This window comes from Pseudomonas sp. UMAB-08 (assembly GCF_900095225.1).
Taxonomy (GTDB): domain Bacteria; phylum Pseudomonadota; class Gammaproteobacteria; order Pseudomonadales; family Pseudomonadaceae; genus Aquipseudomonas.
The window spans coordinates 48,025-71,205 of sequence record NZ_LT607418.1; the positions used below are offsets into that span (position 1 = coordinate 48,025).

Annotated in this window: 17 protein-coding genes; 9 read left to right on the forward strand and 8 right to left on the reverse strand. The window is 57.2% G+C overall.

Translation table 11 applies throughout. The features are described from left to right. The 3 genes from K0F75_RS10095 to K0F75_RS10105 form a co-directional block, all read right to left on the reverse strand. Positions 1–3,210 (reverse strand): efflux RND transporter permease subunit, encoded by a 3,210-nt coding sequence (locus tag K0F75_RS10095; RefSeq protein WP_219061730.1) that lies wholly within the window; start codon positions 3,208–3,210, stop codon positions 1–3. After that, complete coding sequence (locus K0F75_RS10100; protein WP_219061731.1) at positions 3,207–4,337, reverse strand: efflux RND transporter periplasmic adaptor subunit; 1,131 nt, start codon at positions 4,335–4,337, stop codon at positions 3,207–3,209. The genes K0F75_RS10095 and K0F75_RS10100 overlap by 4 nt, the downstream gene beginning before the upstream one ends. A 302-nt stretch (positions 4,338–4,639) precedes the next feature. Continuing rightward, the gene (locus K0F75_RS10105; RefSeq protein ID WP_219061732.1) at positions 4,640–5,314 is read right to left on the reverse strand and encodes a DUF3313 domain-containing protein; all 675 of its coding nucleotides are present in this window, start codon (positions 5,312–5,314) and stop codon (positions 4,640–4,642) included. A gap of 334 nt (positions 5,315–5,648) precedes the next feature. Here K0F75_RS10105 and chrA point away from each other — a divergent pair, with 334 nt between their 5' ends. Next, a complete protein-coding gene (chrA, locus tag K0F75_RS10110; protein WP_219061733.1) occupies positions 5,649–7,007 on the forward strand; it encodes a chromate efflux transporter in 1,359 nt (452 codons plus the stop codon). A 192-nt stretch (positions 7,008–7,199) separates the two neighbouring features. Then, positions 7,200–7,982 (forward strand): sulfite exporter TauE/SafE family protein, encoded by a 783-nt coding sequence (locus K0F75_RS10115; RefSeq protein WP_219061734.1) that lies wholly within the window; start codon positions 7,200–7,202, stop codon positions 7,980–7,982. Between the two features lie 106 nt (positions 7,983–8,088). Here K0F75_RS10115 and K0F75_RS10120 read toward each other — a convergent pair whose 3' ends face one another. From K0F75_RS10120 to K0F75_RS10140, 5 genes are all read right to left on the reverse strand, one after another. After that, entirely contained in the window at positions 8,089–9,186 is a 1,098-nt protein-coding gene (locus K0F75_RS10120; RefSeq protein WP_219061735.1) for a polyamine ABC transporter substrate-binding protein, read from the reverse strand. A gap of 57 nt (positions 9,187–9,243) precedes the next feature. Further along, positions 9,244–10,128, reverse strand: a complete 885-nt coding sequence (locus K0F75_RS10125; protein ID WP_219061736.1) for an ABC transporter permease subunit — start codon at positions 10,126–10,128, stop codon at positions 9,244–9,246. After that, positions 10,125–11,006, reverse strand: a complete 882-nt coding sequence (locus K0F75_RS10130) for an ABC transporter permease subunit (protein ID WP_219062029.1) — start codon at positions 11,004–11,006, stop codon at positions 10,125–10,127. Before K0F75_RS10130 ends, K0F75_RS10125 begins: the two co-directional genes overlap by 4 nt. A 29-nt stretch (positions 11,007–11,035) precedes the next feature. Next, a complete protein-coding gene (potA, locus tag K0F75_RS10135) occupies positions 11,036–12,178 on the reverse strand; it encodes a polyamine ABC transporter ATP-binding protein (protein WP_219061737.1) in 1,143 nt (380 codons plus the stop codon). A gap of 234 nt (positions 12,179–12,412) precedes the next feature. Continuing rightward, a complete protein-coding gene (locus K0F75_RS10140) occupies positions 12,413–13,174 on the reverse strand; it encodes a gamma-glutamyl-gamma-aminobutyrate hydrolase family protein (RefSeq protein ID WP_219061738.1) in 762 nt (253 codons plus the stop codon). A 214-nt stretch (positions 13,175–13,388) separates the two neighbouring features. Between K0F75_RS10140 and K0F75_RS10145 the strand changes: the two genes are divergently transcribed. The 7 genes from K0F75_RS10145 (at position 13,389) to K0F75_RS10175 (ending at position 23,180) form a co-directional block, all read left to right on the forward strand. Then, a complete protein-coding gene (locus K0F75_RS10145; protein WP_219061739.1) occupies positions 13,389–14,765 on the forward strand; it encodes a glutamine synthetase family protein in 1,377 nt (458 codons plus the stop codon). Positions 14,766–14,800: 35 nt separating this feature from the next. Continuing rightward, positions 14,801–16,291 (forward strand): aldehyde dehydrogenase, encoded by a 1,491-nt coding sequence (locus K0F75_RS10150; RefSeq protein ID WP_219061740.1) that lies wholly within the window; start codon positions 14,801–14,803, stop codon positions 16,289–16,291. A gap of 57 nt (positions 16,292–16,348) precedes the next feature. Then, positions 16,349–17,629 (forward strand): FAD-binding oxidoreductase, encoded by a 1,281-nt coding sequence (locus K0F75_RS10155; protein ID WP_219061741.1) that lies wholly within the window; start codon positions 16,349–16,351, stop codon positions 17,627–17,629. Positions 17,630–17,770: 141 nt separating this feature from the next. Beyond that, a complete protein-coding gene (locus K0F75_RS10160) occupies positions 17,771–18,319 on the forward strand; it encodes a cupin domain-containing protein (protein WP_219062030.1) in 549 nt (182 codons plus the stop codon). Between the two features lie 182 nt (positions 18,320–18,501). Continuing rightward, positions 18,502–21,567 carry a formate dehydrogenase-N subunit alpha gene (gene fdnG, locus K0F75_RS10165; RefSeq protein WP_219061742.1) on the forward strand — a complete coding sequence of 1,022 codons (3,066 nt, stop codon included), beginning with the start codon at positions 18,502–18,504 and terminating at the stop codon, positions 21,565–21,567. Continuing rightward, the gene (fdxH, locus tag K0F75_RS10170; protein ID WP_219061743.1) at positions 21,568–22,518 is read left to right on the forward strand and encodes a formate dehydrogenase subunit beta; all 951 of its coding nucleotides are present in this window, start codon (positions 21,568–21,570) and stop codon (positions 22,516–22,518) included. Next, a complete protein-coding gene (locus tag K0F75_RS10175) occupies positions 22,515–23,180 on the forward strand; it encodes a formate dehydrogenase subunit gamma (protein ID WP_219061744.1) in 666 nt (221 codons plus the stop codon). Before fdxH ends, K0F75_RS10175 begins: the two co-directional genes overlap by 4 nt. Position 23,181: the final 1 nt, after the last annotated feature.

Here is a 23,181-nt window from a genome sequence, read left to right on the forward strand (position 1 = left end):
TTAATCCCCCTCATGTCGTTGTTGCGGGGCATGGACGGGGCCACCGCCCACAGGGGGCGCTTCATCAGGCTGCGCAGCCTCTTTGGACTTTCCGCTTTTCTCGGAAATACGCTCCACCAGGTAATAGAAGAGCGGGATGAAGAAAACCGCGATCACCGTCGCCGCGAGCATCCCGCCGATCACACCGGTACCGATGGAGTGGCGGCTGTTCTCGGAGGCGCCGACGGCAATCGCCAGCGGGACGCAGCCGAGGATGAACGCCAGAGAGGTCATCACGATGGGTCGCAGACGCTCCTTGGCGGCGGTCATCGCGGCGTCGAAAACGGACATGCCGGACTCACGGTTCAGTACGGCGAACTCGAAGATCAAAATGGCATTCTTGGCCGCCAGCGCGACAAGCATGGTCAGGCCGATCTGGAAGTAAACGTCGTTCGCCAAACCACGCATCAGGACCGCCAGCAAAGCACCGAACAATGCGAACGGCACCGCGAGCAGCACACCGACGGGCAGCGACCACTTCTCATACTGGGCGGCGAGGATCAGGAACACCATGATCAGACCGAAGGCGAAAACCTTGGAAGACGTACCTCCGCTCTTTTTCTCTTCGAACGCCTCGCCACTCCAGGCCACGCCATAGTCGCCGGTCATGCTCTGCGCGGCGACTTCCTCAAGCGCTTTGAGTGCCTGGCCGGAGCTGAATCCCGGTGCGGCATTGGCCGTCATCTTCACCGCTGGAAAGTTATTGAAGCGCGTCAGCAGGTCGGGGCCGGTCACGTAGCGGGTGGTCAGCAGGGCCTTGAGGGGAACCATCTGACCGTTGGTGCTCCGCACATAGATCTGCTGCAAGTCCTCGGCTCTTAGGCGGTAAGCGGGCTCGGCCTGGAGAATCACCTGCCACAGGCGACTGAACTTGTTGAACTGGGAAACGTACAGCGAGCCGAACATGGTTTGCATAGTGCTGTACACGTCTTCCACCGGAACGCCCAGCGTCTCGGCTTTTTCGCGGTCAACGTCAGCCAGCAATTGCCGAGAAAATGCATTGAATGTGCTGGTCATGCTGCCAATTTCCGGCCGCTGCTCAGCCTTGGCTTTGAAGCTACTCACCACCTCGGCCAATTGGCTGATGGTGGCGTCCCCCTTGCTCTGAATCCACAGTTCCATACCGCCGGTAGTTCCCAGACCAGGAATCGAGGGCGGATTGACTGGCAGGATGATGCCTTCCTGCACTTGGGAGAATGCTTTGGTCGCTGCCTTGATCACGGCAGGGGCGCTCTGGGCTGCGATGGTTTTCGAATCCTTGTAACGTTCTTCAAAATTCTTGAAGCCGACGAAGAAAGCGCCCGCATTGTTCTTGTTCTGACTGTCCAGCAAGCTGTAGCCGTTAACGATGGCCACGCCCTCGACAGCTTCGTTGTTCATGAAGTAGTCACTGGCGACCTTGCCAACCTCACCGGTGCGATCCAGGCTGGCCGCGTCAGGCATGATCACCGCGCCGAGTAAGTAACCTTGATCTTCCGGGGGCAGGAAGGCGCTTGGAATCCTTTGCATGATCATTACGATCAGCACAATCATGCCGGCAAAAAGCAGTAGCGCGAGGATGAAGCGCTTGATCATGAAGGCTGCTGCGCGGGAGTAACCTTCAGTCATCCGCTCGAAGTTACGATCGAACCAACGGAAGAATCCGCGCTTTTCTCCCACATGGGGTTTGAGCAGGAGGGCCGCCAGGGCGGGTGACAAGGTGAGGGCCACCAGACCGGAGATCACGACGGAGATAGCAATCGTGATTGCAAACTGTTTGTAGAGTTGACCAGTGATGCCGCCCATGAATGCTACGGGAACGAACACCGCACACAGCACCAACACAATTGCCACAACGGGTCCGGCCACCTCGTCCATGGCTCGCTTGGCGGCATCTTTGGGGTTCATTTTGTGGACGTGCATGTTGCGCTCGACGTTTTCGATCACCACGATCGCATCGTCCACCACGATGCCGATGGCCAGGACCATGCCAAACAGGGTCAGCATGTTGACCGAGAAGCCCAGTGCGGTCATGCCAATGAATGTACCGACGATGGAAACAGGCACGGCCAGCACCGGGATCAGGGTGGCGCGCAGACTTTGCAGGAAGGCGTAAACCACAATCACGACCAGCACCAGCGCCTCGAAGAAGGTGTACACCACCTCCGTAATGGAGGCTCGGGTGAAGGCGGTTGTGTCCATCACAACCTTGTATTCGATGCCCTCCGGAAAAGTTTTCTTCATCTGCGTCAAGGTCGCCGTGACCGCATTGGAGACATCCAGCGCATTGGCGCCGGGCTGCTGATAAACCGCCATCAAGGTCGCTGGCTTTCCCTGGTACGTGCTGCGCAATGAGTAATCTTTTTGTCCAAGCTCAGCCCGGCCGATGTCCTTGAGGTGAACAATCGCGGCGCCTTCGCCACTGGCCCGCAGGATGATGTTCTCGAACTCCGCAGGTTCGGTCAGCCGGCCCTTGGTCGTGACTGCAAAGGACTGCTCCACAGATTTGCCCGTGGGGGATTGGCCAATGCGGCCAACCGCGAACTGTTGGTTCTGGTTGGCCACCGCTTTCTGCACATCGGCAGCCGTAACCCCCAGCTGGGCCATCCGGTCGGGTTTCAGCCAGATCCGCATGGCATAGTCGGGTGTCCCGAAAATACTGGCCTGGTTGGCGCCGGGAATGCGCTTGATCGCGTCCAGTAAATAGAGGTTGGCGTAGTTGGCTATATAGGTAGCGTCGTAGCGGTTATCGGGGGAATACACCGCGATGACCATCATGAAGGCCGATGATTTCTTCTGAACCTGTATGCCCTGCGACTGGACCGCAGAGGGCAGTTGGGGGAGGGCGAGGTTGACCCGATTTTGCACGTCGACCTGTGCCAGGGAAGGATCAGTACCGATTTCGAAGAACACGTTCAGGGTCATGTTGCCCGTCGCAGAGCTCGACGAGTTCATGTAGATCATGTTGTCGGCACCGTTCACCTGCTGCTCGATGGGCGCAGCCACATTGTTGGCCACGACCTGAGCATCGGCCCCAGGGTAAGTGGCCGATACGGTGATCTGTGGTGGCGTGATCTCAGGATACTGGGCCACAGGCAGGTTCAACATCGCGACGGCACCCGCCAGGGTGATGACGATGGAAATCACCGAAGCGAAGATAGGCCGGTCAATGCAGTAATGAGAAATGCTCATGGTTGCCGCCGATTTTCATTGCCTGGTAAATCGGCTTTCAGCGGGTCTTTTTGAACAGGCAAAGAGGCGGCCTTGGGACGCTCTGCCGCTATGGCGGCGCTGGGTGGTGCCGCAACAGCGTTATCGACGATATTCAACGGAGCGCCGGGGGCAACCCGGAGCGCGCCGTCGACCACGATTCGCTCGCCCGCCCGCAAACCCTGAGTAATAAACCAGTCGGCGTCGTGCCAGTCGCCCACTTCGACAATGCGCTGTTCGGGCTTCGATTCTCCATTGATGACCCATACGTAGCGACTTCGTGCGCCCTCCAGAACCGCACGCTGTGGGACCAAAACGGCGTTTGGTCGAGACGCACCTATCGCCAGCGCGCGGACGAACTGGCCGGGGCGCAGCATGCCTTTTGGATTAGCCACCACCGCACGGACCAAAAATGTACCGGTTTCCGGGCTGAAGGAGGGCGCGGCAAAGTCAAGGCGGCCTCTATCGGGCACGATCGAACCATCAGCCAGTACCACTTCGACTTCAAAGTTACTGTTGGGAGGGAACTTGAGCTGACCCGCGGCAATTTCACTGCGGTATTTCAGCGTTTCGTTTTCCGAGAGGCTGAAATTGACATAAATCGGGTCCATCTGTGACACCGAGGTCAAGAGTCCCGATTCCCCAGGTGTCACATAGCTGCCTTCCTGTTTCTTGGCAAAGCTCGACAGGCCGGTAAGGGGGGACGCAATCGTGGTGTAACCCAGATTAAGCTGCTCGGTGCGCACCTGGCCTTGCGCGGCAAGTACGGCGGCTTGGGTCTGGCGCTCGTTACCGACGGCATTGTCTAGGTCCATCTTGCTGACAGCATTTTGTTGTGCCAGTGGTCGGACACGCGCCAGCGTGGCTTTGGCGACCTCCCAACGAGCTTGCTGCTGAGCCAATTGTCCCTGAGCCGACAGCAACGCTGCTTCGAAAGGCCGACGGTCCATCTGAAACAACACTTGCCCGGCCTTTACCAGCTCACCTTCGGTATACAGCCTTTTTTCAAGAAAGCCGGCGACACGCGCACGAATTTCGACTTCGCGGGAGCTCTGTGTCTGGGCAACGAATTCGAAAACTACTGGTGTGTCGCGAGCAGTAACCGTCATGACGGTTACATCCGTGGGGGGGCGAGCGGAAGAAACGGGTTCTTTACCACAGCCGAAGAGCAGACTGAGAATGCCGGCCACCAAACCCATGTTTAAAGTCGCTAGTGTGCGGCGTGTATGTCTGGCTGAGCGAATACTCATGAGTAACCCCATGGGGTGATTGCGTTGTCAGTCCCTGAGCTTGAATGCCGATACTCAACCGCCGTCATTCTTTATGTGTGCCCGATGCATGTAAAACGGACAGGGTGTGCGTTGCGCTGATCACTCACTTCAGAAGGTGCACTAAATGGACTGCGTGACGATCACTTGGAAAAAGCTTTCATGTCATCAGTGACAATCTTGATGGCGGCTTTGAAGTCATCTGCACTCACGGCTTGGCGATTATTTTTGAGGGTTTTACCGAATACCTTTCGCACCGCCTTGACCAGTGGGGCTCCTGTCGTTGCATCAATAAGCTCAGACTCGACGTACAGTTCCGTATCTTGATCACGACTCCCCGTGGCTGCCGTGACACCACCTACCACCGCAGCCACAGGTACTACTTCGTACCAATGCATGCCTTCGTTGGAGGCTGTTACTCCGGTGATGGCCGAGCGCAAAATCATTGCGCGAGACCCGGCAGGCGCTTCCTTCAGGGTCGTGACGACGCGGTACTGTTGAGCCAGAGCGTTTTTCACGCTAGTGCTGGCGAACGACTGCAATGACTGCAAGGTCTGCATACTCACGCGTTCAGTCGGTTTGGGAGCTGGGTACAATTCGAGTTGGCGAAAAACAACAACAGAATAAGCCGAAGGTTTAAAACCGGGCGCCACCCAGCGCAACACTGTTTGACCGCTGGGCAAGGTTGTTTCCTGCAACCCGTCGTAATTCGAAATAAAACCGGAATATTGTTCCTTTTCTGTAACCTTGGAGGTGCAGCCAGCCACTAACCAGCAGCTCAATGCGACACCAACTGCCAACGTGCGGAATAGACTCATGAGTCATCGCTCTTCAGGGGCGCTATTAAGCGCGGACTGTAGCCGCGGCCCGGGATTTTATGCTTATCCCGATGGCTTTTTTTCTTGCTATATAGAGAGGCTAGTTGAGACCGTTCCCGCATGCTCGAATGACTAGAACATAGGTCATGAAAGGTAGATTTCCTTGATAAATGTCAAATTTTTTGGTCGGGCTCAGTGAATAAGCAGGCACGCCAATGTGGGGCGCATTCAACGGGTAGAACCTGCTGGCATTGAACGTATACTGGCGGGCTTGCGCGAAACCATCTCTCTTGAAGACCACTGCTCACCGAGTTTGTGAAAAAGGAACATCCCCATGAGTGACGTCACCCCCTCAGCCGTTGAACAGGACCTGCCACGGCCTGACGCCATCAGTTTCCGTGAGGCGTTCTGGTTCTGGTTGAAACTAGGCTTCATCAGCTTCGGTGGACCTGCGGGGCAGATCTCGATCATGCACCAGGAGCTGGTAGAACGTCGGCGCTGGATTTCAGAAAGACGATTCCTGCATGCCCTCAACTACTGCATGTTGCTTCCAGGCCCCGAGGCGCAGCAGTTGGCGATCTACATCGGTTGGCTGATGCATCGAACCTGGGGAGGTGTGATCGCAGGCGTGCTATTCGTGTTGCCCTCGCTGTTCATCCTGATCGCATTATCCTGGCTGTATATCGCCTTTGGCGAAGTACCCGTGGTGGCCGGGCTTTTCTATGGCATCAAGCCCGCAGTGACGGCCATCGTAGTGCAGGCGGCTCATCGAATCGGCTCGCGGGCGCTGAAGAACAATTGGCTGTGGGCCATCGCGGCAGCTTCATTCACCGCCATATTTGCGTTCAATGTCCCGTTCCCGCTGATCGTGCTGGGTGCCGCGTTGCTCGGCTATATCGGTGGGCGGCTGGCTCCCGAGAGTTTCAGGACCGGGGGCCATAGCGCCGCCAAAAAAACCTTCGGTCCGGCCTTGATCGATGACGATACCCCATCCCCTGACCATGCCCGATTTCACTGGTCGAAACTGGCGATGCTGATGCTCGTCGGGGCTGTACTGTGGTCGTTGCCGATGGGGATATTGACTGCGCTCTTTGGCTGGGAAGGCACCTTGACCCAGATGGGCTGGTTCTTTACCAAGGCCGCGTTGCTGACGTTTGGCGGTGCCTATGCCGTGCTTCCCTATGTCTACCAGGGTGCGGTCGGTCACTTTGGGTGGCTGACCCCGACACAGATGATTGATGGCCTGGCGCTGGGGGAAACCACGCCTGGGCCGCTGATCATGGTGGTGGCCTTCGTCGGTTTCATCGGCGCGTATGTCCTTCAGGTTTTCGGTGCTGATCATGTGTTTCTTGCAGGCGCCGTCGCGGCCACGCTGGTGACGTGGTTTACCTTCCTGCCTTCATTCCTGTTCATCCTCGCGGGTGGCCCGCTGGTGGAGTCGACTCACAACGAACTCAAGTTCACCGCGCCGCTCACCGGAATTACGGCTGCGGTGGTTGGGGTGATTCTCAATCTGGCGTGTTTCTTCGGTTACCACGTGCTTTGGCCCAAAGGATTCAACGGCAACCTCGACTGGCCCTCTGCGCTGATCGCGATTGCAGCGGCGGTTGCCTTGTTTCGCTTCAAGCGCGGCGTCATTCAGGTACTGATGGCCTGTGCGCTCATTGGTTTGGTCGTGCATCTACTGCGCTAGAGGGCGCGGGACGATCTGACGGCCATGTGTCTTAGACGCATCATGGCCTGATGCGAAGGCGAGCAGGCACAGCCCTTTCAGTAGAAAAAAGCATAAAGATAGACCATATCGATATAACTGGTTATTAAGAAAGGTCGCTATGCTGCGGGCCATATTTTTCATGCAGTCGCGCTTGATTTGTGGGATGTAGTAATGGATTTTGGCAGTGCTGGATTGGTCGTTGCAGGCTTGGTTGTCGGATTTATTGTAGGGATGACAGGTGTAGGTGGCGGCTCTTTAATGACGCCGATTTTACTGTGGTTTGGGATTAATCCGGCCACCGCAGTGGGCACGGATTTGCTGTATGCGGCGATCACGAAGTCCGGCGGCGTACTGGTTCACCGAAAGAACAAAAACATTGACTGGGCCATCACCGGCTGGCTGACACTCGGCAGTGTGCCGGCGGTAGCGCTGACGCTGTGGTTTTTGAGCAGTCTCCATGCCCCTGAAGCAATGAATGCGGTGATCAAGCAGACATTGGGTTTCGTATTGCTGGTGACAGCACTCGCCGTTTTCTTTAAGAAAAGGCTGCTTGCGTTTGCCCACAAACGTGCTGGCGGCAGCTATAACCTCAGCGGCTCGCGCTTGAATCTGCTGACGGTACTCACGGGGCTGATACTGGGCACCATGGTGGCATTGACCTCCATCGGCGCTGGCGCATTAGGCACCGTAGCACTCTTTATCCTGTACCCTTTTCTGGCCACCAAGCGTTTAGTCGGTACGGAAATCGCGCACGCTGTGCCGCTGACGCTGGTCGCAGGTTTGGGGCATGCGAGCATGGGTAATATGGATTGGCATGTATTAGGCTTCCTGTTGATAGGTTCACTTCCAGGAATTTACATGGGGAGTCATATGACGGGTCGAGTGTCTGACGAGACGCTGCGTCCTTGCCTGGCAATAATGCTGGTGTTCATTGGTTATAAGCTGGCGTTTTAATCCAGCTTGAATCATCGGCCCTTATATCGGTTTACTGCCCACATCGACGCTCACCTCAAAAAAACAGGCGCCCGAAGGCGCCCATGGTTGTATTAAAGGTGGCGTTCTATTTACCGAGTTTTACGCGTGTCCAACCACGCGTCATGAAGCGCTGGGTAGCAATGGGCAAGTCCGGTATCGCATAGAGGGTTGCCATCACAGCTTGTGGCGGGTACGAGCCGGGGTCATTACGTATCGATTCATCAACCAATGGCGTGGCCGCTGAGTTAGCGTTGCTGTAGCCCACGCTGTTGGTGATCTCGGCCATGATCTCGGGCCGCATCAGGAAGTTCATGAACTGGTAGGCCCCTTCGACGTTTGATGCGTCTCTGGGTATTGCGACCATGTCATAGAAGCTGCCAGCGCCCTCTTTAGGGATGCTGTACTCGATTTTCACCTTGCCCCCGGCTTCCACCGCGCGCGCCTTCGCCTGAAAAATATCACCCGAATAACCGACGGCTACGCAAATGTTCCCGTTGGCGAGGTCGGAGATGTACTTGGAAGAGTGAAAATAAGCCACCGAAGGGCGGATCTTCATATACAGGGCTTCTGCTTCGGCGATCTGCTTCTTGTCCTGAGAGTTCACGGGGTAGCCCAGATAGTGCAGGGCAGCCGGGAGCATTTCGGTGGGCGAGTCCAGAAAGCTGATGCCACAGGACTTCAGCTTCGCCGCATTTTCGGGCTTGAACAGCAGGTCCCAGGAGTTCACCGGCGCATCGACGCCCAGAGCCTCCTTGACCTTGTCCGGGTTGAAGCCAATGCCTATCGAACCCCACATGTAGGGGAAAGCGTGGCCATTATCGGGGTCGCTGGCGGAGGCGTTCTCCAGCAGCGTCGGGTTGAGATTTTTCCAGTTGGGCAACCTGGACTTGTCCAGCGGCTGGTAGACCCCGGCCTTGATCTGCTTGGCCAAAAAACTGTTGGACGGTACGACGATGTCATACCCCGACTTGCCTGCGAGCAATTTGGCTTCAAGGGTTTCATTACTGTCGAATACGTCGTAAACGACACGGATGCCCGTTTCGTCTTCGAACTTTTTGACGGTGTCCGGGGCGATGTAGTCAGACCAATTGTAGACGCGCAGGACCTTGTCATTGGCTTGGGCGAAGGTAGCGATTACGCCCAAAAAGGACACGGCAAGGAGAGTCCTGCCAAACATTTTCATGGGTACAGCTCCAATTTCTTTTTTTTATCCAGTGGCGCGTCACGGAACTGCGGCTGCCTAGGCAACCGCTTCTGCCATTTTCTGTTCTGGCTGTGTCCACGACTCGCTCGCGGTCTGCTCCATGGCTTCCTGAATCGCGACTTTGCGGTTGGCTTCGGCCCTGCGGCCGAAATACCAGACCAGGAACGTGGCGAAAGAGACCGTCAGCAGAATCAGGCTCGCAATGGCGTTGATCTCGGGCTTGACCCCAAGGCGTACCGCAGAGAAAACCTCCATTGGCAACGTTGTCGAGCCTGGGCCCGAAACGAAGCTGGCGAGTACCAGGTCGTCCAGCGATAAAGCGAAGGACATCATGCCGCCCGCTGCCAGTGACGGCGCGATCATGGGGATGGTGATCAGCGCAAACACCTTCCAGGGGCGCGCGCCCAGGTCCATGGCCGCTTCCTCGATCGACAGGTCCAGCTCACGCAGGCGTGACGAAACCACCACCGCTACATACGCGGAGCAGAAGGTGGTGTGGGCTATCCAGATTGTCATCAGGCCTCGCTCCTGAGGCCACCCCAGTATCTGGGCCATCGCGATGAACAGCAGCAGCAACGACAGGCCGGTGATCACTTCCGGCATGACCAGTGGCGCCGTTACCAGGCCACCAAACAGCGTGCGTCCCTTGAAGCGCGTGACGCGTGTCAGGACAAAGGCGGCCAGAGTTCCGAGGATCACGGCGGCGACTGCGGTGTAGCAGGCAATTTCAAGGGACCGGGCGACGGAGCCCATCAATTGCTTGTTGTCGAGCAGGCCCGCGTACCAGTGAATGGACCATCCACCCCAGACGGTGACGAGTTTGGAGGCGTTGAACGAGAAAATCACCAGAATCAGCATTGGCAGATAAATGAACATCAGGCCAAGCACCAGCATCAGTCTTGAAAATCCGAAACGGTTCATGCCCGTCCCTCCATCTCTTTGGCTTGGCTACGGTTGAAGAGCACGATGGGCACGATCAGGATGGCGAGCATGATCACTGCGAGTGCAGAGGCGACAGGCCAGTCACGGTTGTTGAAAAACTCCTGCCACAACACACGGCCGATCATCAGGGTTTCCGGCCCGCCCAGTAGCTCGGGAATGACAAACTCACCGACCACGGGAATGAACACCAGCATGCAGCCGGCGATGATGCCGTTCTTGGCCAGGGGCAGGGTGATTTTCCAGAAGCTGTTGAGCGTGCTTGATCCCAGGTCCGAGGCTGCTTCGAGCAGGCTCTGATCATGCTTGACCAGGTTGGCAAACAGCGGCAGGACCATGAAGGGCAGGTAGGCGTACACCACGCCTATATACACAGCGGTATTGGTGTTCAATATCTCTATCGGCTCTTGAATCAGACCGGTCCAAAGCAAAAACGCATTCAACAGACCGTTATTGCTCAGGATGCCCATCCAGGCGTAAACCCTGATCAGGATCGCCGTCCAGGTCGGCATCATGATCAGCAGCAACAATACGGTCTGTGCTTCCTTTCGGGCTTTGGAAATGGCGTAGGCCATCGGGAAGCCGATCAGCAGGCACATCAGCGTACTGAAGAAGGCCACTTTCAATGAGCCGAGGTACGCCGAGAGGTACAGCTCATCATTGGTCAACAGGGCATAGTTGCCCATGTTCAGGAGCAGTTGAAACTTCTGCTCGGCGAAGGTGTAAATATCTGTATAGGGTGGAATGGCCAACGCTGCTTCGGAAAAGCTGATCTTCATCACGATGAAGAACGGCAGCGCGAAAAACAGGCATAGCCATATGAAGGGGACGCCGATAACCATTTGGCGCCCGCTGGGTATCAGTTTCTGAATCCGCTGGTTAATAGTGCTCATGAGCGCAATACCACGCCGCTGTCATCCTCCCACCAGACATAGACCGCATCATCCCAGGTCGGACGCGCGCCTCTGCGCTCAGCATTGGCCATGAACGCCTGAACGATCTTGCCACTGGGCAGTTCTACGTAAAACACCGAGTGCCCGCCCAAATAGGCGATGTCGTGAACCTTGCCTTCGGACCAGTTGTACCGGGCGTCGGGTTTTATCGTTGTCACCAGCAGCTTTTCCGGGCGAAGGGCATAGGTGATGGTCTTGTCTTCGACCGATGTACTGATCCCATGGCCGACGTAGATGTTCTGTGCCAGATCCGGGCACTGGATGACCGCGTAGCCTTCCTGGTCTTCAACCACGACGCCGTCGAACGCATTCACGTTGCCAATGAATTCGCACACCAGGCGGCTGGCGGGGGCTTCGTAGATGTCGACCGGGCTACCGGTCTGGGCGATCCAGCCCAGGTGCATGATGGAGATACGTTGGGCCATGGTCATGGCCTCTTCCTGATCGTGCGTCACCATGATACAGGTCACGCCGACCCGCTCGATGATTTCAACCAGCTCCAGCTGCATGTGCGAACGCAGCTTCTTATCCAATGCGCCCATCGGTTCGTCGAGCAACAGCAGTTTGGGCCTTTTAGCCAGTGAGCGTGCCAGGGCAACACGCTGACGTTGTCCCCCCGAGAGCTGGTGGGGCTTGCGCTTGGCGTATTGGCTCATATGCACCAGCTTGAGCATTTCTTCTACGCGGGCTTCGATTTCAACTGCGGGAAGTCGGTCCTGCTTAAGCCCAAACGCAATGTTCTGGGCCACAGTCATGTGCGGGAACAACGCGTAAGACTGGAACATCATGTTGATTGGCCGCTCGTAGGGCGGCATGTCAGTGATGTCCACACCGTCGAGGTAGATTCGCCCTTCGGTCGGGCGCTCAAAACCTGCCAGCATGCGCAAGAGCGTGGATTTGCCAGAACCTGAACCACCGAGCAGAGCGAAAATTTCACCCTGATGGATTTCCAGGGACACATCGTCCACGGCAATCGTCTCGTCAAACTTCTTGGTTACGCGATCAATTTTAACCAGCACCTTTTTAGGGCGCGGATTGCCTTCAAGAGCCTTCCTGTAAATGCTGGAGGCGATAGCCATGTGAAACTCCCAACAGGTGTTAGCAGTCTGGCCAATACGGCCGGACTTAATAGGTTGATTACAAACCCGCTTGAGGCGGGTTTATCCGGCGCAGCTGTCCCTGCCGCCCAATGCTGCATCTTGTTTTGTCGTTAGTACCGGGGTGGCCGCCATGAGGGACGTGCACATGCACAGTCCACTTCACAGTGACGTCTGGATCGTTGAATGTTGTCTTGTGCGGTCGAGATCGAGCCGTCAGCGCACGCTTCGACGCGCAGCGCGCTGCCGACACGCGTCGCCAAACGCCTGGAAAATACTCAAGTAAGGAGGGTTCGATAGCACCTGCCATTCCGGGTGCCATTGCACGCCGACGGCAAAGGTTTTGCTGCCTTCGATTGAGATCGCCTCGATCAGTCCATCGCTGGCGGTGGCCTCGACCCGTAAACCGGGTGCCAGCCTGTCAATGCCTTGGGAATGAATTGAATTGACCTGGATAACGGGGGGCAGATCGAGTGCTTCGAATACCCCGCCAGGCTGCACGTGCACGGTATGGGCGACACCGTATTGGACTTCCAGGCTTGAATCGTCGGCTTCGCGATGATCCATGAACGTATCGGTCTCGTGCACTTTCTGGTGGAGGCTGCCGCCAAACGCCACGTTCATTTCCTGAAAACCTCGACAAATGCCGAGCACTGGAACGCCAGCAGCCACCGCTGCACGCAACAGGGGAAGGGTGGTGCTATCACGCTGGGGATCGTGGGCGGTGCCCGCTTCGCTTGCTGCGCCCTGATAGTGGAACGGCTCAACATTTGAGGGCGAACCGGTAAACAGCAGGCCGTCCAAATGTTCCAGCAACCCGTCTATATCAGTCAGTTCCGCCAGGGACGGAATAACGACGGGAAGCCCTTGCGCGGCGACGCACACAGCACGCAAGTACTTGTCTCCGCTCACATGATAGGCATGCAGCCCAATGTCTTTGACGCACGCAGTCACACCAACCAATGGCTTGATTGCCATTTTTATCACCTCGAAAAATACGCTTGAACGAGCTTTTCCGGAGCTTAGCCATGTTGATTTTAATTAACAACCGTTCTGTAAAAGATTTCGCACAAAATATCCTTACTGTTCGATATTGCGCAAATAATACCCGTTGACTTCCTAAATCCTTTCGGATTGACTGGAGTAGTGAAAGGGCGGTGAATATTATTATTAACAATAAAGGTCTTCCAACATGTCGGTACCCCTGCGTGCCGTTCAGCTCAATGAAGCGAACGCATTCCTTAAGAAACATCCTGAGGTTTTGTACGTTGACCTGCTGATTGCGGACATGAACGGCGTGGTGCGTGGCAAACGCATCGAGCGCACCAGTCTTCACAAGGTCTACGAGAAAGGTATCAACCTGCCTGCCTCCCTGTTTGCCCTGGATATCAACGGCTCTACGGTGGAAAGCACAGGCCTGGGTCTGGATATCGGTGATTCCGACCGAATCTGTTATCCGATCCCTGACACCCTCTGCGACGAACCGTGGCAAAAACGTCCGACTGCTCAACTACTCATGACCATGCACGAACTCGAAGGGCAGCCGTTTTTCGCCGACCCTCGCGAAGTCCTGCGTCAGGTCGTCAGCAAATTCGATGAGATGGGCCTGACCATCTGCGCCGCCTTCGAGCTGGAGTTCTACCTGATTGACCAGGAGAACGTGAACGGTCGTCCGCAGTCTCCACGCTCGCCTATCTCCGGCAAACGTCCGCATTCGACTCAGGTATACCTGATCGATGATCTGGACGAATACGTTGATTGCCTGCAAGACATTCTTGAAGGTGCCAAGGAGCAAGGTATCCCCGCGGATGCCATCGTCAAGGAAAGTGCGCCTGCGCAATTCGAGGTGAACCTGCATCACGTCGCTGATCCGATCAAGGCGTGCGATTACGCGGTCTTGCTCAAGCGCCTGATCAAGAACATCGCCTATGACCATGAAATGGACACCACCTTCATGGCCAAACCGTATCCCGGACAAGCGGGTAACGGGCTGCACGTGCATATTTCTATTTTGGACAAAGACGGCAAAAACATTTTTACCTGCGACGACCCGGAAAAAAGCGAGATCCTGCGCCATGCCATTGGTGGCGTGCTGGAAACCTTGCCGGCCTCGATGGCTTTCCTCTGCCCGAACGTAAACTCGTACCGTCGCTTCGGCGCGCAGTTCTATGTGCCGAACTCTCCAAGCTGGGGGGTCGATAACCGGACTGTGGCGATTCGAGTACCGACTGGTTCCCCGGATGCCGTGCGTATCGAACACCGGGTGGCGGGCGCGGATGCCAACCCGTATCTGTTGATGGCGGCGGTCCTTGCCGGTGTGCATCACGGCCTGACCAACAAGATCGAACCGGGTGAGCCTGTTGAAGGCAACTCCTACGAACAGAACGAGCAAAGCCTGCCCAACAACCTGCGCGATGCATTGCGTGAGCTGGATGACAGCGAGATTTTGGCGCGCTACATCGACCCCAAGTACATCGACGTTTTTGTTGCGTGCAAGGAGAGCGAGCTCGCCGAGTTTGAGAACTCCATTTCAGACCTTGAGTACAACTGGTACTTGCACACGGTCTGACGCTCGCCAACATTCTCTGCGTTGAGTTTATAAAAATGGTCAAAAATCGCAGCGACTGGGAGCAGTACTTCCAGTCACTCACCCTTGAAGGTCGGGCATTCATTGACGGCCAATACTGCTGGGCCGCCAGCGGCGAAACGTTCGCCAGTAATAGCCCGGTCGACGGGCGCTTTCTGGCGAACGTCGCAAGCACCGACGTGGCCGATGCCGACATCGCGGTACAGGCCGCTCGCCGGGCGTTCGAATCAGGCGTGTGGTCAGGGCTCGCGCCGGTAGAGCGCAAGCGGATTCTCATCCGTTTCGCCGACCTGATCCTCGCCCATAAAGAGGAACTCGCGCTGCTGGAAACCCTCGACATGGGTAAACCCATCAGCGACGCCCTGGCCATCGACGTGCCAGCGACTGCTAACGCGATCCGATGGAACGCAGAGGCGATCGACAAGATTTACGACGAGGTCGCCCCTACGCCAGCGGACCAACTGGGGCTGATTACCCGAGAACCTGCGGGCGTAGTGGCTGCTATCGTGCCGTGGAACTTCCCGCTGATCATGGCCAGCTGGAAGTTTGCGCCGGCGCTGGCTGCAGGCAACTCCTTTATTCTCAAACCGTCTGAAAAGTCGCCACTGTCGGCGATCAGGATTGCCCAACTGGCGCTGGAAGCGGGGATACCCAAGGGTGTCTTCAACGTGTTGCCGGGTTTCGGTCATACGGTCGGCAAGGCGCTGGCGTTGCATGCGGATGTTGATGTACTGGCGTTTACCGGCTCCACCGCTATCGCCAAGCAACTGCTGATCTATGCCGGACAAAGCAACCTGAAACGTGTATGGCTCGAAGCGGGTGGCAAAAGCCCTAACATCGTCTTTGCCGATGCTCCCGATTTGCACGCTGCAGCGCAGGCGGCGGCCAGTGCCATTGCCTTCAACCAGGGCGAAGTCTGTACGGCCGGTTCACGGTTATTGGTCGAGCGGTCGATCAAGGATCAGTTCATTCCGATGGTGGTCGACGCGCTAAAAGCCTGGACGCCTGGGCATGCACTGGACCCGTCGACGACCGTCGGCGCCGTGGTCGATGGGCGTCAGCTTGAGTCCGTGCTCAGGTACATCGAAGTCGGCAAGAAGGAGGGCGCCCGGTTGCTCGCGGGCGGCAATCGAATTCTTGAGGACACCGGCGGCCTGTACATCGAACCGACGATTTTCGAGGGTGTGACCAACGCGATGACCATTGCCCGGGAAGAGATCTTCGGCCCGGTGCTATCGGTCATCACCTTCGACACGGTCGAAGAAGCGTTGAGCATTGCCAACGACAGCATCTTTGGTTTGGCGGCAGGCGTCTGGACGCGGGACCTGAGCAAGGCTCACCGCGTTGCCAGAGGTCTTCGGGCCGGCAGTGTCTGGGTCAACCAGTACGACGGCGGCGATATGACCGCGCCCTTTGGCGGATTCAAGCAATCGGGCAACGGTCGAGACAAGTCATTGCATGCGTTCGATAAGTACACCGAACTCAAGGCAACCTGGATCAAGCTTTAAACCTCTTGAAAAAGGCGGACACATGCACAGGTGTGTGTCCCGCCGAGGAATTCAATCATGCAACCTTACGTAAATAGCTACTACGCCACGACCCGGAACAACGTCGGCGATTTCCCGATTCTTGACCAGGTTATCGAATGCGATGTCTGTGTGATCGGCGCGGGATACACCGGCTTGTCATCGGCGCTGTTTCTGACCGAAGCAGGCTACAGCGTGACCGTCCTCGAAAGTGCCAAAGTGGGCTTCGGGGCGAGCGGTCGCAACGGCGGTCAGTTGGTCAACTCGTACAGCCGTGATGTCGATGTCATCGAACAGCGTTACGGCGACAAAACCGCGCAAGTGCTGGGAAGCATGATTTTCGAGGGTGGAGACATCATCCGCCAGCGAATCAAGCAGTACGACATCCAATGCGATTACCGCCAAGGCGGCATTTTCGCTGCGCTCAACAAGAAGCAACTCAAAGGTCTTGAAGGGCAAAAAAGTCATTGGGAACGCTACGGCAACCAGCAACTGCGGATGCTCGGTGCCGCCGACATCGCTAAAGAAGTCGGTACTGACAATTATGTCGGTGGCCTTCTCGACATGTCGGGTGGGCACGTTCATCCGTTGAACCTGGCGCTGGGTGAAGCGGCGGCCATCATTCGGCTGGGCGGGAAAATTTTCGAGCAGTCGGCCGCGATCAACATCGCTTACGGCGAGCCTATCGTTGTGAGCACGGCCAAAGGCCAGGTGAGAGCAAAGTACCTGCTGATTGCGGGCAACGCTTACCTGAACGAAGACCTGGACCCACGCGTGACGCGCAAGAGCATGCCGTGCGGCTCACAAATTGTCGTGACCGAGCCGTTGTCGGAGAAAGTGGCCAAGAGCCTGATCACCCACAATTACTGTGTCGAAGACTGCAACTACCTGCTCGATTACTTCCGGCTCACGGCGGACAACCGCCTGCTCTACGGAGGTGGTGTGGTTTACGGTGCCCGCGAGCCGAAAGACATCGAACAACTGATCCTGCCAAAAATCCTCAAGACGTTTCCACAGTTGAAAGGGATCAAAATTGATTACCGCTGGACAGGCAACTTCTTGCTGACCATGTCCCGCATGCCTCAATTCGGTCGCGTTGAAAAAAATGCCTACTACATGCAAGGCTACAGCGGGCATGGCGTGACCTGCTCGCACCTGGCCGGGAAACTGATTTCGGAGATGATTCGCGGTGACGCGGAGCGCTTCGACGCGTTTGCATCCCTCCCGCACATGCCGATGATGGGTGGCAGGGCGTTCCAGGTTCCACTTACGGCCCTGGGCGCCACGTATTACGCCATGCGTGACCGGTTCGGCATCTAGCACACATTGATTGCGGCGGCCCGCTCAACGCAGGCCGCCGTTCTTTTTGTCGGCCACTTATGCAATCGGCTGAGCTCTATGAACAAACGTGATTTAATACTCGACGCTCTACCCTTTGAGTATTTTTCACATAAGGCTGCCATGGACACGGGGACACGACTCAAATTAGTACGTGAAAGCTACAAACTGTCTCAGCGCGAGCTGGCCAGGCGTAGCGGCGTCACGAATGCCACGGTCTCCCTGATTGAGCAGAATCGTGTAAGCCCTTCAGTCAGTTCTCTGAAGAAATTGCTCGGCGGCATACCCATGTCACTGGCTGATTTCTTTACCTTCGACCAACCCCCTCGGGAAGACCGCTACGTCTTCCGCGCCAATGAACAACCCGATCTGGGCCGTAATGGCCTGCGTCTGTTGCTCATAGGTGCGACCGTGGGGAGCCGGCAGATGCGTTTTTTGCGTGAGCAATACGCACCAGGCGCGAGCTCCGGCGAGGAACCCATCGTGCATGCCGAAGGTGAGGAGTGCGGGCTGGTGACACGCGGCACCGTCGAGTTGACGGTTGATGGCCAAGTCAGCGTGCTCAATGCCGGTGACGGTTACTATTTCTCCACCACCTTGCCTCACCGGTTTCAAAACATCGGGCAGGACGAGGCCGAGATCATCAGCGCGAACACCCCCGCGAACTTCTGATATCCAGCACCTTGATCAGGGATGGCTGGCAGTTGGCGATCACCGGCGATCCGGTTTCATTACAGCGTTTGCAATCTTGACTAAAGTATCAAGTGTCGGCGGCCGCGCCGTCGACGCAACCGTGATCGTCCAAGACACCCCGGCCACGTCCAGAGTGTCCTCCACCTGATCAGGAGTACACGATGGATCTCAACCGTCGTCAGTTCTTCAAGGTCGCCGCCATTGGACTTGGCGGCTCAAGCCTGGCCGCGCTGGGCATGGCCCCTGAGCCAGCCTTCGCCGAGCAAGTGCGTCACTTCAAGCTGGCCCATACCCATGAAACCCGTAACACCTGCCCCTATTGTTCGGTGGGCTGCGGCTTGATCATGTACAGCCAGGGCGATTCGGCCAAGAACGTCGCGCAAAACATCATCCACATCGAAGGCGACGCCGACCATCCGGTCAACCGAGGCACCCTGTGCCCCAAAGGCGCGGGCCTGCTGGACTTCATCCATAGCCCGGACCGTTTGCAATACCCGCAGGTGCGCAAGGCGGGCAGCAACGAGTGGACGCGGGTGTCCTGGGATGAAGCGCTCGATCGCGTCGCCGACCTGATGAAGGCGGACCGTGATGCCAACTTCATCGAGAAGAATGCCCAAGGCCAGACTGTCAACCGCTGGCTGTCGGTGGGTTTTCTTGCGGCCTCTGCGGCGTCCAATGAGGCCGGGTACCTGACCCATAAGGTCATTCGCAGCCTTGGCATGCTGGGGTTCGATAACCAGGCGCGTGTCTGACACGGTCCGACGGTGGCAAGTCTTGCCCCGACGTACGGCCGTGGAGCCATGACCAATACCTGGACCGATATCGCCAACGCGAACCTGATCCTGGTCATGGGCGGCAATGCTGCCGAAGCTCACCCTTGCGGCTTCAAGTGGGTAACGGAAGCCAAAGCGCACAACCATGCGCGGTTGATTGTGGTCGACCCACGGTTTACCCGTACCGCCTCCGTGGCCGACTATTACGCGCCGATCCGTACCGGTAGCGACATAGCGTTCATGGGTGGGCTGATCAACTACTTGCTGACTGAAGACAAGATCCAGCACGAATACGTGCAGGCCTATACGGACGTGTCGTTCATCGTCAAGGCGGGTTTTGGCTTCGAAGACGGCTTGTTCACCGGCTACGACGCGGCCAAACGCACCTACACCGATAAATCAAGTTGGGGTTACGAACTCGGTGAGGACGGCTTTGCCAAGGTCGACCCAACCCTGCAAGACCCGCGCTGCGTCTATCAGTTGATGAAGCACCACTACAGCCGCTATACCCCGGAGCTGGCCAGCCAGATCTGCGGTATGCCGCAAGACGCCATGGTCAAGATATGGACCGAGATCGCCACCTGCTCGCAACCGGGCAAGACCATGACGATTCTCTACGCCTTGGGCTGGACCCAGCATTCGGTCGGCTCACAAATGATCCGCAGTGCGGCCATGGTCCAACTGTTGCTGGGCAACGTCGGCATGCCTGGCGGCGGGGTCAATGCCTTGCGCGGGCACTCCAACATCCAGGGCCTGACGGATTTGGGACTCTTGTCAAATTCACTGCCCGGCTACCTGACACTGCCGAGTGATGGCGAACAGGACTACGACGCTTATATTGCCAAGCGTGCGCTAAAACCGTTGCGTCCAGGGCAGTTGTCCTACTGGCAGAACTACGGCAAGTTCCACGTCAGCCTGATGAAGTCATGGTATGGGGCCAACGCCACGGCAGAAAACCACTGGGGCTATGACTGGCTGCCTAAACTCGACATCCCCGGCTACGACATCTTGAAAATGTTCGACATGATGGGCCAGGGCCAGGTCAACGGCTATATGTGCCAGGGCTTCAACCCCATCGCTGCGTTGCCCGACAAAAACCGGGTGACCGCCGCACTGGGCAAACTCAAATGGCTGGTGGTGATGGACCCATTGGCGACTGAGACCTCGGAGTTCTGGCGCAATGCCGGACCCTACAATGACGTCAATACTGCCAGTATCCAGACCGAAGTGATTCGTTTGCCCACCACCTGTTTCGCCGAAGAGGACGGCTCACTGGTAAACAGCAGTCGCTGGTTGCAATGGCACTGGAAAGGCGCCGACGGCCCAGGTGAAGCCCGCACCGACGTGCAGATCATGACCGAGCTGTTCCTGCGCCTGCGCCAACGCTATCAGGCTAACGGCGGTGCATTTCCCGACCCGATCCTCAAGCTCGGCTGGCCCTATAAAATTCCGGACGAGCCATCACCAGAAGAGCTCGCCCGGGAAATCAATGGCAGCGCTACCGCTGACTTCGCCGATGCCAGCGGCGCGGCAATCAAGAGCGGCCAGCAACTGGGCGGTTTCGCCCAGCTCAAGGACGATGGCAGCACCGCGTCGGGCTGCTGGATTTTCTGCGGCAGCTGGACCGAACAGGGTAACCAGATGGCCCGCCGCGACAACAGTGATCCTTATGGCATGAAGCAGCACCTGGGTTGGGCGTGGGCCTGGCCGATGAACCGACGCATTCTCTACAACCGCGCCTCGGCCGATCCGCAGGGTAAGCCCTGGGCCGAGAACAAGCGTCTGCTGTGGTGGAACGGCAAGGTCTGGACCGGCACTGACGTTCCCGACTACAAGGCCGATGTGGCGCCAGAAGCGGGCATGAACCCCTTTATCATGAACCCCGAAGGGGTAGCGCGTTTCTTTGCCATCGACAAAATGGCCGAAGGACCGTTTCCGGAGCATTACGAGCCGTTCGAGACGCCTATCGGCATCAACCCATTGCACCCCGACAACAAAAAGGTCACGAGCAATCCGGCTGCTCGTATTTTCGATTCGGTCTGGGACTCGCTCGGAACGGCCAAGGACTTCCCCTACGCCGCGACCAGTTACCGGCTGACCGAGCACTTTCACTTCTGGACCAAGCATTGCCGGCTCAACGCGATTGCCCAGCCCGAGCAATTTGTCGAGATTGGTGAAGTCCTGGCCAAGGAGAAGGGCATCGTCGCGGGCGACCGGGTGCGGGTCAGTTCCAAGCGCGGGCATATCGAGGCGGTGGCGGTGGTGACTAAACGGATTCGACCGCTGCAGGTCAACAATCAGACGGTGCACCATATCGGCATCCCGCTGCACTGGGGCTTTACCGGGCTCACCCGCCATGGCTACCTGACCAATACCCTGGTGCCATTCCTCGGCGACGGCAATACCCAGACCCCGGAATCCAAGTCATTCCTGGTCAACGTGGAGAAACTCTAAATGGCCAGCCAAGACATTATTGCCCGTTCGGCCACCACCACCGTACCGCCTTCGGTGCGTCAACAAGAGGAAGTGGCCAAGCTGATCGACACCACCAAGTGCATCGGTTGCAAGGCGTGTCAGGTTGCCTGTTCGGAATGGAACGAGCTGCGCGACGAGGTCGGTCACAACCACGGGACTTACGACAACCCCCATGACCTCAGCGCCGAGACCTGGACGCTGATGCGCTTCACTGAGCATGAAAACACGGCGGGTAACCTGGAATGGCTGATCCGCAAGGATGGTTGCATGCACTGTGCTGACCCTGGCTGCCTGAAGGCCTGCCCGAGCCCGGGGGCAATCGTCAAACTCGCCAACGGCATCGTCGACTTCAACCAGGACCATTGCATCGGCTGTGGCTATTGCATCACCGGCTGTCCCTTCGATGTCCCGCGCATCTCGCAGAAGGATCACAAGGCCTACAAGTGCACGCTGTGCTCGGACCGGGTGGCAGTAGGTCTGGAGCCCGCCTGCGTCAAGACCTGCCCGACCGGAGCCATCGTGTTCGGCAGCAAGGAGGACATGAAAGAGCATGCCGCCGAACGCATCGTGGACCTCAAGTCTCGGGGCTTCGAGCACGCTGGGCTGTACGATCCTTCCGGGGTCGGTGGCACCCATGTGATGTACGTGCTGCACCACGCCGACGATCCTTCGCTCTACGCGGGCTTGCCGAAGGACCCGGTGATCAGTCCATTCGTGGACCTCTGGAAAGGCGTGAGCAAACCCCTGGCATTACTGGCCATGGGCGCGGCGGTACTGGCGGGATTTTTCCATTACGTGCGCATTGGCCCGCAGCGGGTCGAGGAAGACGAACATCAGGCAGGCAAGGACCCCAGCGTGCACGAGGTCGACCCGGCCGTGCATGTCTATGATCCGCATAACCCAGGCTCTCGCGGGGAAGACAGACCATGAATCACAAACCGATCCTGCGTTACACCGCCAATCAACGCACCCATCATTGGCTGGTAGCGATTCTGTTTTTCATGGCGGCCCTGTCAGGGTTGGCACTGTTCCATCCGGCGCTGTTCTGGCTCAGTCACTTGTTTGGCGGCGGACCCTGGACGCGCATCCTGCACCCCTTCATGGGCGTCCTGATGTTCCTGCTGTTTCTGGGGCTGGTTATCCGCTTCTGGCGGGCTAACTTCTTTATCGCCAACGACCGCCTGTGGCTCAAACGGATTAACCGTGTGATGCGTAACGAAGAGGAGGGTGTACCGCCAATCGGCAAATACAACCCTGGGCAGAAGCTGCTGTTCTGGACTTTACTGATCTGCATGTGGGTGCTGTTACTCAGCGGTCTGGTGATCTGGCGGGTGTATTTCAGCAACTACTTCAGTATCACGGCCATTCGCCTGGCGATGCTGCTGCATGCCGTGGCAGCCTTTGCGCTGATACTGAGCATCATCGTGCATATCTATGCGGGCATCTGGATCAAGGGTTCGGTGAACGCCATGCTGCATGGCTGGGTCAGTAGCGCCTGGGCGAAGAAACACCATGAGCTCTGGTACCGCGAGGTGACTCGCGATGACAGCCGCGTTGAGCGTCCCGACCGCCCTATAACAAAAAAGGGATGAC